Source organism: Bordetella genomosp. 11, assembly GCF_002261215.1.
Taxonomy (GTDB): domain Bacteria; phylum Pseudomonadota; class Gammaproteobacteria; order Burkholderiales; family Burkholderiaceae_B; genus Bordetella_C.
In genome coordinates, this window is the sequence record NZ_NEVS01000004.1 from 2,368,224 (window position 1) to 2,382,631 (window position 14,408).

The window sequence follows — 14,408 nt, forward strand, 5'->3', positions numbered from 1 at the left end:
CGCAATGGCGGCGGCCCTTTGCGGGCTAGCGGGTGATCAGCCGAAATTCTTGGCCGCGAAATCCCAGTTCACCAGGCTCCAGAAGTTTTCCAGGTACTTGGGACGGGCATTGCGGTAGTCGATGTAATAGGCGTGTTCCCACACGTCACAGGTCAGCAAGGGCTTGTCCGCGGTCGTGAGCGGGGTGGCGGCATTGCTGGTGTTGACGATGTCGACCGAGCCGTCGCCCTTCTTCACCAGCCAGGTCCAGCCAGAACCGAAGTTGCCGGCGGCCGACTTGTTGAACGCTTCCTTGAAAGCGTCGAAGCTGCCCCACTTGGCATTGATGGCATCGGCCAGCTTGCCGCTGGGCGCGCCGCCGCCTTGCGGCTTGAGGCTGTTCCAGTAGAAGGTGTGGTTCCACACCTGCGCGGCGTTATTGAAAATGCCGCCCGAGGACTTCTTGACGATGTCTTCCAGCGAGGCGTTCTCGAACTCCGTGCCCGGGATGAGGTTATTCAGGTTTGTAACGTAAGTCTGATGGTGCTTGCCATAGTGGAACTCCAGCGTTTCCTTGGAGATGTGCGGTTGCAGGGCATCCATCGGGTACGGCAGGGGGGGTAGCGTATGTGCCATATCGGGTTCCTTCTTTGTTGAGAGCACGATCGAGCCGACCATTGTATCGGCACTTTCTTCGCGGACGCATTAACCCCTGCCGTCAGACGGGATTAAGACGCCGCATCGCGACCGGCGGGCCGCGCGGCGAGCACGGAGACGTCCGCGCCGCCCTGGCTGAACAGCACGGCCAGTACCTGGCCGGCGGCCAGGGACCCGGCGTCGCGAACCACATGACCGCGATCGTCCCTGACAAGCGCATAGCCACGCGCGAGCACGTGTTGCGGATCGAAGGCACGCAACTGCGAGGCCAGGGCGTCCAGGCGCGCGCGGCGATGCTCCAGCAGGCGGATCTGCGCCCGCCGCAAGCGCCGGATGCGATCCTCCACCCGGTCCGTCGCGCGATTCAGGTCGGGACCGCGGTGCAGCACTTTGGCCAGGAGCAGATCGATGCGCGCCCGCCGGCGTGCCTGCGGCCCAGCCCAGGCATTGACCAGCCGGTGCCGCAAGGTCACCAGGCGCTCACGCTGGTGGGCCAACCGCTGGCCGGGCGAGGCCAATTGGCCGGCGGCGCGGTCCAGTCGCTGTGCCAGGCGTTCCAGGCGCCGTTCCTGCGCGCGCACCAGGAAGCCGGCCAATTGCATGACACGGTTGTAGAGTTCCAGGCGCGGCACGCACGCCAGTTCGGCCGCAGCCGTCGGCGTGGGCGCGCGCAGGTCGGAAACGAAGTCGACGATGGTGAAATCCGTTTCGTGGCCCACGCCGCTGATGACCGGAATCGCGCTTGCCGCCACGGCACGGGCCAGTCCCTCGTCGTTGAAACTCCAAAGGTCCTCGATACTGCCCCCGCCACGTACCAGCAGCAAGGTATCGACCTCGGCACGCCGGTTCGCCGCCGCGATCGCCGCGATCAGCCGGGGGGCAGCGTCGGCACCCTGTACCGGCGCCGGATAGAGGATGACCGGTACATGGGGCGCACGCCGTGCCAGGGCCGACAGGACATCGCGCAGCGCCGCCGCGCGCAGGGAAGTCACCACCCCGATGGCCCGGGGCTGCGCCACGGGGACGCGCTTGCGGTCCGGCAGGAAGAGCCCTTCGGATTCCAGCTTCTGCTTCAGGCGGAGAAACGCTTCGAAGAGATCGCCCAGGCCGGCGCGCCGCATGGCCTCCACCTGCAACTGGTAATCGCCGCGCGGTTCGTACAGGCCGACACGCGCCCGCACCTCGACTCTGTCGCCAGCCCGGGGCACGAAACCGACCGCCATGGCGCGCCCGCGGAACATCACGGCGCGGACGGCCGCCCGGCTGTCCTTGAGCGTGAAGTACCAATGCCCCGATGCCGCCTGGGTGAAATTGGAGATTTCGCCGCGAACCCAAAGCATCGGGATATTGCGTTCCAGGACCTGGCCAACGGCCTGATTCAACTGTCCGACCGTGACGACATCGCCCGAAAACACGGCGTCTTTAACTTGAAATTCAACTGTCATAAGGCTTTCCGGGCGAAATCTGTCCACAGGGCGCGAAAATCCATGGGGAAGCCCCCTCCAAGGGCCTTTTCTTACGCTGCGTCGGTTTCCGCTTTAAAACACGCTCGCAAGCCATTGATATATAAGAATAAACAGCTTTACAGCCCAGTTGCCCTCAACAAGGGCTTGCCGAAGATTCCCCGCTGAAATGGGCCATCCGCATGGGTTTTGCACAGAATTATCCACAAAAATTGTGGATAGCTTGCGGCCGCCTGGGCTATTGCCAGGGCCCGTGCCGGGCCGTTACAGTGCGCTGATTCCGTCCCCTACCCTGGCCGTCGCCTGCGACCCTCTGGAGTTTCTTCTTGCTGTCCGTCCTTCGTGATGCGGGCTGGCCCATCTGGCCCCTGCTTGCCACTTCCGTCCTTTGCCTGGCGCTGATCATCGAGCGGCTGTTTTCCCTGCGCCGCAGCCAGGTGGCGCCGGCCGGCCTCGTGACCCAGGTGCTGGACATGGTGCGCAACCGCCAGGACTCTCCGGAAGCCATCGCCCGGCTGGAACGCAATTCCCCGCTGGGGCGTGTCCTGGCGGAAGTCCTGCGCCAGCGGCACCTGCCGCGGGAGGAAATGCGCGGCGCCGTCGAGGACACCGGTCGCGCCGTCGCGCATGAGCTGAACCGCTACATCGGCGCCATCGGCACTATCGCGGTCGTCGCGCCCCTTCTGGGCCTGTTCGGCACCGTGGTCGGCATGATAGACATATTCGGCTCGTACTCCCCCACGGGCGGCGATCCGGCGCAGTTGGCTCACGGCATTTCGGTGGCGCTGTACAACACCGGCTTCGGCATTCTGATCGCCATCCCGGCCATGATTTTCCATCGCTACCTGCGCGGCCGGGTGGATGACTATATGCACCAGCTGGAGAACGCCGCCTCTCGCGCCGCGCGTATCCTGGGCGCGCCCGCGCGCCGCCGCGGCGACGAGGAAGACACGCTCTTCGGCGCGCGCGCGGCCGCGGTGCAGGACCCGCTGGCATGAATTTCGGCAATCATCGCAGGCAGGACGAACTGGAGATCAACCTCATCCCGTTGATCGACGTGCTGCTGGTCATCCTGATCTTCCTGGCGGCCACCACCTCCTTCGCGCGCTTCAGCCAGTTGAAGGTCACCCTGCCCCAGGCGACCGCCGAACAGCGGCTGGCCTCGCCCATCGAGGTCGCGATCAGCCAGGATGGCCATTACGCGCTGAACGGCACGCTGCTGGAAGCCACGTCCACGGACGAAATCGCGGACGCGCTGCGCCGCGCCGCCGCGGGCCAGGCCGATCCGGTGCTGGTCATCAATGCCGATGCCCTGGCAACCCACCAGACCGTGGTGAACGTCATGGAAGCGGCGCGCCTCGCCGGCATCGCCAGGGTGAACTTCGCCACACAGCTCGCCCGGTGAGCCGCGTCATGCGCAACGTACTGCAGGCCCAGTGGCAACGCGGCGGCTGGCTGTCCTCCCTCCTTACACCGCTTTCCGCCCTCACCCTGCTGGCGCTCACGGCCAAACGCGCGCTCTACCGGCGCGGCTGGCTGCAATCCTACCGGCCGCCCGTCCCCGTCATCGTTGTCGGCAACATCTATGTCGGCGGCACCGGCAAGACGCCGGTCGTCATCGAGCTGGTACGGGCCCTGCGGGAGCGAGGCTGGACGCCCGGGGTGGTCAGCCGGGGATACGGGGTAAAAATCGGCAAGCATGCGCGAACCGGACAGGGAGAACTTGCCGCCGAGCGATTCGGCGACGAACCCGCGCTGATCGCGCACGCGACCGACGCGCCCGTCAGTGTCCACCCGGACCGTCCGCGTGCCGTGCGCACCCTGCTAAGTGCCTTTCCACGCGTCGACGTCGTGGTATCCGACGATGGGCTGCAGCATCTGGCCCTGGCGCGGGACATCGAAATCGTCGTCCAGGATGGGCGCGGCATCGGCAATGGGCGACTGCTTCCGGCGGGCCCGCTCCGTGAGCCGCCGACGCGCCTCGGGCAGGTACACGCCATCGTCACCAATGTCGATGGCCCCGTGCCCGTCGCGGCCGCCCCGTCGGGTGAGCCTTATCGTGTCAGCATGTGGATGGAGCCGGGCGCGGCCTGGAATCTGCGTGACGGCACCTTGCGCACGCTCTGGGAATTGCAGGCAACCTACCAGTCCGGCGGCATCGCCGCCGCCGCCGGCATCGGCAACCCGGATAGATTCTTCGCCACGCTGCGCACGGCCGGCGTGACCCTGAACACCACCGTCCCCTTGCCCGATCACTACAGCTACGCGAAGTCTCCGTTCGCATCGGTCAAGACCGCGCTCATCCTGGTCACCGCCAAGGACGCCGTCAAGTGCAGCGGCCTGGGCGACAACCGCTTATGGGCGGTCCCCGTCACGCCCCGTTTCTCCGACCCAGGCTTCTTCGACCGCGTGGCCGCCCGCCTGCCGGCACGGCAGTGAAGGCGCCGGCGCTGCGAAAAGTCCACTAAAATCCGTCCATGGAATCCCGCCTGATCGACATTCTCGTCTGCCCGATTTGCAAGGGCCCCCTCCGGTACGACCGCCAGAACGCCGAACTCGTCTGTGCGGCCGACCGTCTGGCCTTCCCTGTGCGCGACGGCATTCCCGTCATGCTGGAAAGCGAGGCGCGATCCCTGGACACCGATCGCGGTGTCGACGCGCCGTAGCAACGACCGTGGATTTCATCGCCCTCATTCCCGCACGCGCGGCTTCCACGCGACTGCCCGACAAACCGCTTGCCGATATCGCGGGCAAGCCCATGGTCGTGCGCACTGCCGAACGCGCGGCGCTCTCCGGCGCCAGCCGGGTGTTGGTCGCCACCGACGACCCGCGCATCGCCCAGGCAGTCCGGCAGCACGGCCATGAGGCAGTAATCACCCGCGCCGACCACGCCACCGGCACCGACCGCCTCGCCGAAGCCGTGGATCTGCTCGCCTTGCCGGACGACGCGATCGTGGTGAACGTGCAAGGCGATGAACCGCTCATCGAGCCCGAATTGATCGACGCGGTCGCGCACCTGCTCGCGCAACGGCCGGACGCGGCGATCGCGACCTGCGCGTCGCCCGTGGCCGACGCCGAGGCCTTGTTCAATCCCAGTGTCGTCAAGGCCGTCTGCGCGGCCGACGGCCGCGCCCTGTATTTTTCCCGTGCGCCGATCCCCTGGGCGCGCGATGCCTTGGCCGACGGCCAACGGCGGATGGCGGATGGACTACCGGCATGGCACCATGTGGGCCTTTATGCGTATCGGGCCGAATTCCTCCGCCGCTTTCCGCGTCTCCCCCAAGGCGTGCTTGAACGCTTCGAATCGCTGGAGCAGCTGCGCGCCCTGGAACACGGCTACACCATTCTGATCCACCAGGTGTCGAGGGCGCCCGCGGCCGGCGTCGATACGCCGGCCGATCTGGAACGGGTGCGTGCCGTATACGCAAATCGGTTATAAGAGATCGACACCTTGCCGCTCCCGCGGGCATGCCTCGCGGTCGATGCGGCATAATCGGGCCCAGTACAAGAATTACATTCCTCAGGAGTTTTTATGCGTCTCATCCTGCTCGGCCCTCCCGGCGCCGGTAAAGGTACCCAAGCGGGCTTCATCACCCAGCAATTCGGCATCCCCCAGATTTCCACGGGCGATATGCTGAGGGCCGCCGTCAAGGCAGGCACGCCGCTGGGGCTGGAGGCAAAAAAAATCATGGATACGGGCGGCCTGGTCTCCGATGAAATCATCATCGGCCTGGTGCGCGACCGCCTGCGGCAGCCCGATTGCGCCAAGGGGTATCTGTTCGACGGCTTCCCGCGCACCATTCCGCAGGCGGATGCCCTCAAGGATGCCGGCGTCAAGCTGGACTACGTCGTCGAAATCGAAGTGCCCGAGGAAGATATCATCGAGCGGATGAGCGGCCGCCGCGTGCATCCGGCCAGCGGCAGAAGCTATCACGTGCGGTTCAACCCGCCCAAGGCCGAGGGCAAGGACGACCTGACCGGCGAACCGCTGGTACAACGCGACGACGATCGCGAGGAAACGGTACGTCACCGCCTGGCCGTCTACCGCGACCAGACGCGGCCGCTGGTGGACTACTACGCCAACTGGGCCAAGTCCGATGCGCAAGCGCCGCGCTATCGAAAGATCTCGGGCGTCGGCGCCGTCGACGAAATCCGCGCGCGGCTGATGGCCGCCCTTCAAAGCTGACCAGGCCTGACGGCCCTATCGAACCATGGAAATCGCCAACAAAGTATTCATCGTCACAGGCGGCGCCTCCGGTCTCGGGGCCGGCACGGCGCGCATGCTGGTCGCCAACGGTGCCCGCGTTGTCATTGCCGACGTGCAGGATCAGGCCGGCGGCGAGTTGGCGGCCGAACTCGGACAGCGCTATGTCCATTGCGACGTCACCCAGGAAGCCGATGCCCAGGCTGCGGTGCATGCCGCCACGGAACTCGGCGCCCTGTTCGGGCTGGTGAATTGCGCGGGCATCGCGCCCGCCGCCCGTATCGTCGGCAAGAACGGCGCGCACGCACTGGACCTGTTCCAGAAAGTCATCGCCATCAACCTGATCGGCAGCTTCAACATGATGCGCCTGTGCGCCCAGGCCATGAGCGGGAACGCGCCCGAGCCCACCGGCGAGCGCGGCATCCTGATCAACACCGCTTCGGTGGCCGCGTTCGACGGCCAGATCGGCCAGGCCGCGTATGCGGCCTCCAAGGCCGGCGTCGCCGGCATGACCTTGCCTATCGCCCGCGATCTTGCCAAGGTCGGCATACGCTGCATGACCATCGCGCCCGGCATTTTCGGCACGCCCATGATTTTCGGCATGCCTCAGGAAGTCCAGGATTCGCTGGCCGCCAGCATCCCGTTTCCGGCGCGCCTGGGCCGGCCGGAAGACTATGCCAAGCTGGTACAAAGCATCATCACCAACGACATGTTGAACGGCGAAACCATCCGGCTGGATGGCGCCATCCGCATGCCGCCCAAGTGAATCCCCGCGCCAGCAGCCGCGCCCGTCCCTCTTCGCCATGAGTTTGCTGCGATCGGCCGCCACGGTCAGCGGTTTCACTTTGCTGTCCCGCATCGCCGGCCTGATCCGCGACATACTGGTGGCCCGCGCGTTTGGCGCCGGGCCGCTGACCGACGCATTCTGGGTCGCGTTCCGCATTCCGAACCTGCTGCGGCGGTTATTCGCCGAAGGCGCGTTCGCCCAGGCCTTCGTCCCCATCCTGGGGACGGTGCGGACCAAGCAGGGCGAAGAGCAGGTACGCACCCTGCTGGACCGGGTCGCACTCCTGCTGACCCTCGCGCTGATGCTCATCACCCTGGTCGGCATCGCGCTCGCACCCTGGGTCGTCACGGCGATGGCCAGCGGACTGCGCGGCGAAGCGGGTACGCAGGCTTTCGATTCGGCGGTGTGGATGACGCGGATGATGTTCCCGTACATCCTTTGCATGTCGCTGGTTGCGTTCGCCTCCGGCGTGCTGAATACCTGGCGCCGATTCGCGGTCCCGGCGTTCACGCCGGTGCTGCTGAACCTATCCATGATCGCGGCCTGCCTGTGGCTGGCGCCGCGCTACGATCCGCCCATTTATGCACTGGCCATCGGCGTCATGGTGGGCGGAGTCCTGCAACTGCTTATACAGTGGGCCGCCCTGGCACGCCTCGGCCTGGTACCCCGCTATAGCCTGCATGCGCGTGCCGCGTGGTCCGACCCCCTGGTGCGCCGCATCCTCAGGCAAATGCTGCCGGCCATCGTCGGTGTTTCGGTGGGCCAGATCTCGCTGTTGATCAACACCAACATCGCCACGTGGCTGCCCCCCGGCAGCGTGACCTGGCTGTCGTATGCCGACCGGCTGATGGAATTCCCGACCGCGCTGCTCGGCGTGGCGCTGGGCACCGTGCTGCTTCCCAGCCTTTCCGCGGCCAACGCCCGCGCCGACACCGAGGGCTACAGCGCCCTGCTGGACTGGGGCCTGCGCCTGACGCTGCTGCTGGGGCTGCCCAGTGCGCTGGGCCTGGCATTGCTGTCGGATGGACTGGTGGCCACCTTGTTCCACTACGGCGCGTTCGCCGCGCGCGATGTCATGCAAACGCGCATGGCCGTCATGGCCTATTCCGTGGGCTTGATCGGCCTGCTGTCGGTAAAGATCCTCGCCCCCGGCTTCTATGCACGGCAGGACATCCGCACACCTGTAAAGATCGCCATCGTCGCCCTGATCGCCACCCAGGCGCTGAACATCGTGCTGGTCCCACAGCTGGCCCACGCCGGACTCGCCCTGGCCATCGCGATCGGGGCGTGCCTGAATGCGCTGCTATTGTTGACGGTACTCCATAAGCGCGGCGTCTACCGTCCCAGCCCCGGCTGGCCGGTATTCGTGCTGCGCCTGGTGCCCGCCCTGGCCGCTTTGGCCGCTGTGCTGCTATACGCCGATCGCCACGTGGACTGGATCGCCCTGCAAGCCCACAGCTGGGCCCGCGTCGGTTTGCTGGGGGCCGTCCTGGGCGCCAGCGTCGCGGTCTACTTTGGCTTGCTGCTCATCTGCGGATTCCGGCCCCGCGACTTCCTGCGGCACTCACCTGCTCCGGCGCCAGGCGCGGCCTGAGTCACCTGTTGTATTCACAAGACACTTTCCCGCATTGCTTACCTGATGGGACGGATGGGCGATATCCGCCGCCTGGCCCCCCTCAACCTGTAATTTTTAGGGACCGACACCCCTCCCTTGCCGGATTTTTTGCTTACCACGCTGGCAAATTGCCCCTGTTCTTGATAAAACGCTTTAATATTTACAATTCGACACCCCTTGCGGCCCACTCGGAAGCCACTTTGGATCAAGACGCCACCCCGGACAAATCGACGCCCGTCGCAGACCAGGTCGTAAACTGGCTGCTGCTGCTGCGTTCCGGCCGTGCGTCGCAATCCGATTACGCGGACTTTCTCGCCTGGCGGGCCGAGAACCCCATGCACGAGAGCGCATGGCAGCAATTGACTTCGGCGCTCGGTTCGTCCTTTGGCCGGCTTAGCGACTTTTATCCGATCGGCTTTTCCACCTCCAACAGCCGGCCGGTCCTGACACCCGCCCTGGCGGCATACCGGTCCACGCCCATTTCGCCTCCTCGCGCTTTGCCTGCGAACCCGGCGCGGCGTCGATTCATCGCGGGCGGCACGGCGGCTGTGACGGCCGTCGTGGTCGGATCCGTAGTGCTGAACGAAATCTATCCCCTGCATAACCTGACGGCCGACGCCGCCACTGCCACGGGCGAACGCAGGCTGTACAGGCTGTCCGACGGCAGCCAGATGCTGCTGGATGCCCGCTCGCGGGTCCAATTGGATTTTGCCGGTCCGCAGCGCAATGTCCGCTTGTTGGAAGGGGCAATCACGGTTTCCGTCGCGCACGACCCCAATCGGCCGTTCATCGTCACCACGGAACAGGGGACGGTACGTGCCCTGGGTACCCGGTTCATGGTGCGCCAGCAGGCTCGCCGCTCCCTGGTCGTGGTGCATGAGCACGAAGTCGAAGTGCAGACGCTCGAGAAAGCGCGCGGGGTGATCGGTGCCGGGATGGGCGCGCGCTTCGACGATGCCCGAGTGGACCCTCCCCGGGCCGAACTTCTCGCCGATGCGGCCTGGGAAACCGGCTGGATTGCGGTGCGCAACCGGCCGCTGGCCGATGTCATCGCCGCCCTGCGTCCCTACCGTAGCGGCATCCTGCGCATTTCCATGGCCGCGGGTGGCCTGCCGGTGACCGGCCAGTTTCCCCTGGACGATACGGACGCCACCCTGGATACGCTGGAGCAGAGCATGCCCGTCACGGTCCGGCGCTATACCCCCTGGCTGGTCAGCATAGACGTAGCCCAGGCTTGAGGCGGCAAGCTTGCTTTCCGAGGCAAACTTGCTACAATGTCGAGCTTTGCCGAATTTCTAATTTTTCAACTGCACATGGCCAACACTGCCCAAGCTCGCAAACGCGCTCGCCAATCGGTCGAGCGTAACAAGCACAATTCCAGCCTGCGTTCCATGCTGCGCACCGCGATCAAGCGCGTGCGCCAAGCCGTGGAAGCTGGCGACAAGGCGGCTGCCGCCGCTGTGCTGCAAAAGGCGACCAGCGTGATTGACCGCGTCGCCGACAAGAACATCATTCACAAGAACAAGGCCGCTCGCCATAAGAGCCGCCTGTCCGCTGCCGTCAAGGCGCTGGCGTAATACGCCTGTTCTGAGTCTGGGTTCGGCTGTATTCCAGCCGTATCCGGTATAGGCCGCCCCGCCCCTGGGTCGGCGGCCCGACGTGGTTGAAGGCCGATTGCCGCGCAGCGGACCTGGTGCATATCACGCATGCGCGTGATATGGATCGCGAACGCGATGCAATCGGCAGCGGGCGCGTGGCCCCGTGCAAGCTTGAAGCGAGCAAGGTCGCGGCATTCCGCATCGGCAAATAAAAAAAGGACGCCCTGGCGTCCTTTTTTTCGCGTGCCGCGCTTAGCGAAATGCCTCGCGCAGCGCAAAGGTCGCCTGCTTGAACACGCCAAGATCGGTGCCCACGGCAACGAAGTGCATGCCCATGTCCAGATAACGCCTGGCATCCGCGGCAACGGGCGCCAGAATCCCCACCGCCTTGCCATGCGCGCTCGCGCGCTCGTACAGATGGCGAATGACGGCCTGCACGTCGGGATGCGACGGGTTGCCAATATGCCCCAGCGCGGCCGCCAGATCGGATGGCCCGATAAAGATGCCGTCCACGCCCTCCACCGCCGCGATTTCATCGACCGCATCGATGCCCGGGCGGCTTTCGATCTGCAGCAGTACACAGATGTTGTCGTTGATGGTCGTCAGATAGTCGGGCACCGTCCCGAAGCGGTTACTGCGCTGCAAACCTGCCACGCCCCGCATGCCGGCGGGAGGATAGCGCGTTGCGGCGACCGCGCGGCGCGCCTCGTCCGCCGACTCGATGAAGGGAATCAACAGGTTGTAGAACCCGATGTCGAGCAGCCGCTTGATTTCCACGGGATCGTTGATGGTCGGGCGCCCGACCGCCGCCGATTCGCTGCCCTGCAGAGCCTGCAGCTGATGCACGAACAGCGGCACGTCATTAGGCGAATGTTCGCCATCCAGCAGCAACCAGTCGTAGCCGGCCAGCCCGGCCAATTCCGCGGTGATGTGGCTGGCCATACTCATCCAGAAACCGATCAAGGTCTCACGCGCGAGAATGCGCTGGCGAAAGCGATTGGGAATCGGTGCAGTCATCCTATCCATCCTGAAGGTAACGCGGTGCGCAGGCACCGCGGCGAGGTTGCCGGCAATGCCGCCGGCAACTCGAAAGCATTGCGGGGGCACATGCGCATGCCCGAATGCGAAGCCGTGTCAATCCATGCGAGCGCCCGAATCCCTGGCGGCCTTGCCCCATTTCGCGATCTCGGCCGTGACGAAATCCGAGAACTGCCGAGGGCTATCGCCGACCACCACGAATCCCACCGCCTCCAGCTTCTGGCGCAGCGCCGGGTCAGCCAGCGCGGCTCGCGTGGCGACGCTCAGGCGCTGGACGACAGCGGGCGGCGTTTTGGCCGGCGCGGAGAGACCGAACCACGACTCCGCGGCAAAACCCGGATAGCCCGATTCGGCAATCGTCGGCGTATCCGGATAGGCCGGGTTGCGCTTTTCGCTGGCGACGGCCAGGGCCCGCAGCTTGCCGGCCCTGACCTGCGGCAGCACATTGTCCTGGTTCAGGAACAGCACCGATACTCGGCCGGCGATGGTGTCGGTGATAGCCGCCGCCCCGCCCTTGTAAGGGACATGGACCAGCTCGATGCCGGCCGCGCGCTTCAGCATTTCCATGGCCAGGTGGCCGGACGAGCCGTTGCCCGAGCTGGCATGCGTGTATTTGCCGGGATTCGCCTTGGCCAGCGCAATGAAATCCTTGAAGGTCTTGGCCGGAAAGTCGGGGTTGGCCACAAGCACGTTCGGCCCGGTCGCCAGCAGGGAAATATGCTCGAAATCGCTGTCCTTGTACGGCATGCTGGCGTACAGCGCGTAATTGATGGCATTGGAACCTACGCCGGACAACAGCAGGGTATAGCCATCCGGCGCCGCCTTGGCGACGACGTCCGAACCGATATTGCCGTTGGCTCCCCCTTTGTTCTCGACGATCACGGTCTGGTTCAGCGCCTTGCCGAGCTCCGCCGCGACCAGGCGTCCGACCGCATCGGTACTGCCGCCAGGCGGGAAAGGCACGACCAGCCGTATGGGATGAGAGGGCCAGTCACCCGCCTGGGCGTGCGCGGCGGCGGGCAGGCCTAGTAACGCCAGCGCGAATATGGAAAGCGCGCGGCGCCGGGCGCCGTTGATGAAACGCGGGAACATGCTTGTCTCCTTATGATGATATCGGCTCCAACACATAACGGGCCTTGCAGCGTTCACAGATGTCACGCAGGCGGGCGTCGAGCGCCGGCGGGATCGGTATGCCTTCGCGCTGCCGATGCTCGCGCGTCCGGGCTTCGGGTTCGCCGGCCACCTGCACCGGCACATCGGCCCGCGCCCGCGGGGTGTCGTGCATCGCGTCGATCATTTCATCCAGATCCGCCTCGAACGAGCCCGTGTCGCGGAACGCGTCGGGATTCAACGCCAGGAAGAAATGCCCGATATTGTCGGGGTCGCCCGGCCCGCGGCGCTTGGCGTGCAACGCCCCGAAGCCGCTGCCGGTAAGCGTGGACCCCAGGATCTGCGCCATCATCGCGAGACCATAGCCTTTGTGGCTGCTCATCGCCGGCGTGCCGCCCAGCGGCGACAGCCCACCTTCCGGATGCTTGAAGATATAGGCCATGGCCTGTGCCGCATCCGTGACGGCCTCGCCGCGTCCATCCACGGCCCAACCCGGCGGCAAGGGCTTGCCGTGAAAGTCGTATACCTTGACCTTGTTGGCGGCCACCGTCGTGGTCGCCATATCCAGCACGAAGGGTTCGTTGCGCGCGGCGGGCGCGGCGAAGGCAATCGGATTGGTGCCCAGCATGGGCATCGCACCGCCGGTCGGCACCATGATCACACCGTTGGCGCTACTGGTAACCAGCCCCACGGCGCCACGCCGCACAGCAATGCGGGCATACACGCCGGCAGCGCCGAAGTGGTGGGAATTGCGCACCGCCACAGCCCCCACGCCATGCGCCAGCGCCTTGTCCACGGCAAGGTGCATGGCCTGCGCGGCAACCGGATAACCCAGGCCCCCCATGCCATCCAGCAAGGCCGAAGCCGGCCCGTCGCGCACCACGCGCGGCCGCGCGCCGATCGCCAGCGTGCCGGCCAGCACCTTGTCCTCATAGCTCGGCAGCATGGAGATGCCATGGGAATCGATGCCCAGCACGTCCGTCTCCGCCATCAGGTCCGCCGCGGTGTCGGCCAGATCGGCTTGCATGCCCCAGGCGCGCAGCACCAGCACGATTTGCTCGCGCACCGATGCGGGCGAGGCATTGAAACCCGGTGTCTGTTCGCTTGCCACTGCCTGTCTCCTATAGTCGTTTATTGCGGCGATGGCGCTGCCACGGTTCTAGTCGCGATCGCGGTCGACCAGCCGATAGCGCGCCTGCCCCAGATGGAACTGCATGGCGGTACGTGCCCGTTCCCCATCCTGTTCGCGTATGGCCGCGAGAATGCTGGCGTGCTCGTCCATCACACGTTCCGCACGCTGGCGCGAACCGGTACGAGTCAGGTTCAGGGACAGACGCATAAAGCCATGAATGGATTCGTGGATCGTTTCCAGGACGCCCAGGAAAAAGTCGTTGCCGCTGGCCTCGGCGATACTTGCATGGAAAGCCAGGTCGGCCTCGGCGGATACCTGTCCCTGCGCCAGGCCGTGGGCAAAGGTCTCGTGCGCCTCGACGATTTTCTTGAGCTGTTCGTCGGTACGCCGCAGCGCCGCCAGCCGGGCCGCATCGCCCTCCAATGCCACGCGCACTTCCTGCGCTCTCAGATAAGCGCCGACGTTCTGGACATCGCCGAACGTTTTCAGGCGCGGTGCCGGTTGATGGATAACGAAGGTGCCCAGGCCCTGGTACGCGCTGACCAGCCCGTCGGCGCGCAGGCGCAGCAGTGCCTCGCGCACCACCGGCCGCGAGACGCCGAACTGCTCGCAGATTTCATGCTCGGACGGAAGCTTATCGCCCACGTTCAGGTCGCCCGATGCGATGCGATCGAATATCTGGCCGTAAAGCTGGTCACCCAGCCGCACACGCTGGCCGCGATCGAGCGTGCGTACACCCTCCGCGCCTGCCTCGATGGCGCGGACACTGTCCGCATCCTGCGTGCGTTGCCTGGTAGACACCTTGCTCTCCTTTGAATCGAGCGC

16 protein-coding genes are annotated in these 14,408 nt (G+C 65.6%); 10 read left to right on the top strand and 6 right to left on the bottom strand.

Going from position 1 to position 14,408, the window contains the following annotated elements; genetic code table 11:
- Positions 1-36: 36 nt before the first annotated feature.
- Together sodB and xseA are read right to left on the bottom strand one after the other, a co-directional pair.
- Entirely contained in the window at positions 37-615 is a 579-nt protein-coding gene (gene sodB / locus CAL28_RS18210) for a superoxide dismutase [Fe] (RefSeq protein WP_094842680.1), read from the bottom strand.
- Between the two features lie 92 nt (positions 616-707).
- A complete protein-coding gene (xseA, locus tag CAL28_RS18215; protein ID WP_094842681.1) occupies positions 708-2,081 on the bottom strand; it encodes an exodeoxyribonuclease VII large subunit in 1,374 nt (457 codons plus the stop codon).
- A 344-nt stretch (positions 2,082-2,425) separates the two neighbouring features.
- Between xseA and CAL28_RS18220 the strand changes: the two genes are divergently transcribed.
- The 10 genes from CAL28_RS18220 to rpsT all read left to right on the top strand — a co-directional run bounded on the left by CAL28_RS18220 (position 2,426) and on the right by rpsT (position 10,282).
- The gene (locus CAL28_RS18220) at positions 2,426-3,097 is read left to right on the top strand and encodes a MotA/TolQ/ExbB proton channel family protein (RefSeq protein WP_094842682.1); all 672 of its coding nucleotides are present in this window, start codon (positions 2,426-2,428) and stop codon (positions 3,095-3,097) included.
- Positions 3,094-3,504: an ExbD/TolR family protein gene (locus CAL28_RS18225; RefSeq protein ID WP_094842683.1), complete on the top strand. Its 411-nt coding sequence runs from the start codon at positions 3,094-3,096 to the stop codon at positions 3,502-3,504. Before CAL28_RS18220 ends, CAL28_RS18225 begins: the two co-directional genes overlap by 4 nt.
- An 8-nt stretch (positions 3,505-3,512) precedes the next feature.
- The gene (gene lpxK / locus CAL28_RS18230) at positions 3,513-4,538 is read left to right on the top strand and encodes a tetraacyldisaccharide 4'-kinase (RefSeq protein WP_094842684.1); all 1,026 of its coding nucleotides are present in this window, start codon (positions 3,513-3,515) and stop codon (positions 4,536-4,538) included.
- 38 nt (positions 4,539-4,576) lie between these two features.
- The gene (locus CAL28_RS18235) at positions 4,577-4,765 is read left to right on the top strand and encodes a Trm112 family protein (protein ID WP_094842685.1); all 189 of its coding nucleotides are present in this window, start codon (positions 4,577-4,579) and stop codon (positions 4,763-4,765) included.
- Positions 4,766-4,773: 8 nt separating this feature from the next.
- Positions 4,774-5,538 (top strand): 3-deoxy-manno-octulosonate cytidylyltransferase, encoded by a 765-nt coding sequence (gene kdsB / locus CAL28_RS18240; RefSeq protein WP_094842686.1) that lies wholly within the window; start codon positions 4,774-4,776, stop codon positions 5,536-5,538.
- Between the two features lie 93 nt (positions 5,539-5,631).
- On the top strand, positions 5,632-6,285 hold the full coding sequence (gene adk, locus CAL28_RS18245) for an adenylate kinase (RefSeq protein WP_094842687.1): 654 nt from the start codon (positions 5,632-5,634) through the stop codon (positions 6,283-6,285).
- A 25-nt stretch (positions 6,286-6,310) separates the two neighbouring features.
- On the top strand, positions 6,311-7,069 hold the full coding sequence (locus CAL28_RS18250) for a 3-hydroxyacyl-CoA dehydrogenase (protein WP_094842688.1): 759 nt from the start codon (positions 6,311-6,313) through the stop codon (positions 7,067-7,069).
- Between the two features lie 37 nt (positions 7,070-7,106).
- Complete coding sequence (gene murJ / locus CAL28_RS18255) at positions 7,107-8,684, top strand: murein biosynthesis integral membrane protein MurJ (RefSeq protein ID WP_094842689.1); 1,578 nt, start codon at positions 7,107-7,109, stop codon at positions 8,682-8,684.
- A gap of 221 nt (positions 8,685-8,905) precedes the next feature.
- A complete protein-coding gene (locus CAL28_RS18260) occupies positions 8,906-9,943 on the top strand; it encodes a FecR family protein (RefSeq protein WP_094842690.1) in 1,038 nt (345 codons plus the stop codon).
- A gap of 75 nt (positions 9,944-10,018) precedes the next feature.
- Positions 10,019-10,282, top strand: coding sequence for a 30S ribosomal protein S20 (gene rpsT / locus CAL28_RS18265; protein WP_066352075.1), 264 nt, complete (start codon positions 10,019-10,021; stop codon positions 10,280-10,282).
- A 273-nt stretch (positions 10,283-10,555) separates the two neighbouring features.
- Here rpsT and garL read toward each other — a convergent pair whose 3' ends face one another.
- The 4 genes from garL to CAL28_RS18285 form a co-directional block, all read right to left on the bottom strand.
- Positions 10,556-11,320, bottom strand: a complete 765-nt coding sequence (gene garL, locus CAL28_RS18270; protein ID WP_440588394.1) for a 2-dehydro-3-deoxyglucarate aldolase — start codon at positions 11,318-11,320, stop codon at positions 10,556-10,558.
- Between the two features lie 117 nt (positions 11,321-11,437).
- Positions 11,438-12,433 (bottom strand): Bug family tripartite tricarboxylate transporter substrate binding protein, encoded by a 996-nt coding sequence (locus tag CAL28_RS18275; RefSeq protein WP_094842692.1) that lies wholly within the window; start codon positions 12,431-12,433, stop codon positions 11,438-11,440.
- 10 nt (positions 12,434-12,443) lie between these two features.
- Positions 12,444-13,562: an Ldh family oxidoreductase gene (locus tag CAL28_RS18280; protein ID WP_254926164.1), complete on the bottom strand. Its 1,119-nt coding sequence runs from the start codon at positions 13,560-13,562 to the stop codon at positions 12,444-12,446.
- Positions 13,563-13,610: 48 nt separating this feature from the next.
- Positions 13,611-14,384 carry a FadR/GntR family transcriptional regulator gene (locus CAL28_RS18285; protein ID WP_440588395.1) on the bottom strand — a complete coding sequence of 258 codons (774 nt, stop codon included), beginning with the start codon at positions 14,382-14,384 and terminating at the stop codon, positions 13,611-13,613.
- Between the last annotated feature and the right edge of the window lie 24 nt (positions 14,385-14,408).

Excerpts from the sequence above, each read along its gene's own strand:
- sodB (WP_094842680.1), bottom strand. The coding sequence starts at position 615 with ATGGCACATACGCTACCCCCCCTGCCGTACCCGATGGATGCCCTGCAA.
- xseA (WP_094842681.1), bottom strand. The coding sequence starts at position 2,081 with ATGACAGTTGAATTTCAAGTTAAAGACGCCGTGTTTTCGGGCGATGTC.
- CAL28_RS18225 (WP_094842683.1), top strand. The coding sequence starts at position 3,094 with ATGAATTTCGGCAATCATCGCAGGCAGGACGAACTGGAGATCAACCTC.
- lpxK (WP_094842684.1), top strand. The coding sequence starts at position 3,513 with ATGCGCAACGTACTGCAGGCCCAGTGGCAACGCGGCGGCTGGCTGTCC.
- CAL28_RS18235 (WP_094842685.1), top strand. The coding sequence starts at position 4,577 with ATGGAATCCCGCCTGATCGACATTCTCGTCTGCCCGATTTGCAAGGGC.
- adk (WP_094842687.1), top strand. The coding sequence starts at position 5,632 with ATGCGTCTCATCCTGCTCGGCCCTCCCGGCGCCGGTAAAGGTACCCAA.
- CAL28_RS18250 (WP_094842688.1), top strand. The coding sequence starts at position 6,311 with ATGGAAATCGCCAACAAAGTATTCATCGTCACAGGCGGCGCCTCCGGT.
- murJ (WP_094842689.1), top strand. The coding sequence starts at position 7,107 with ATGAGTTTGCTGCGATCGGCCGCCACGGTCAGCGGTTTCACTTTGCTG.
- rpsT (WP_066352075.1), top strand. The coding sequence starts at position 10,019 with ATGGCCAACACTGCCCAAGCTCGCAAACGCGCTCGCCAATCGGTCGAG.
- garL (WP_440588394.1), bottom strand. The coding sequence starts at position 11,320 with ATGACTGCACCGATTCCCAATCGCTTTCGCCAGCGCATTCTCGCGCGT.
- CAL28_RS18275 (WP_094842692.1), bottom strand. The coding sequence starts at position 12,433 with ATGTTCCCGCGTTTCATCAACGGCGCCCGGCGCCGCGCGCTTTCCATA.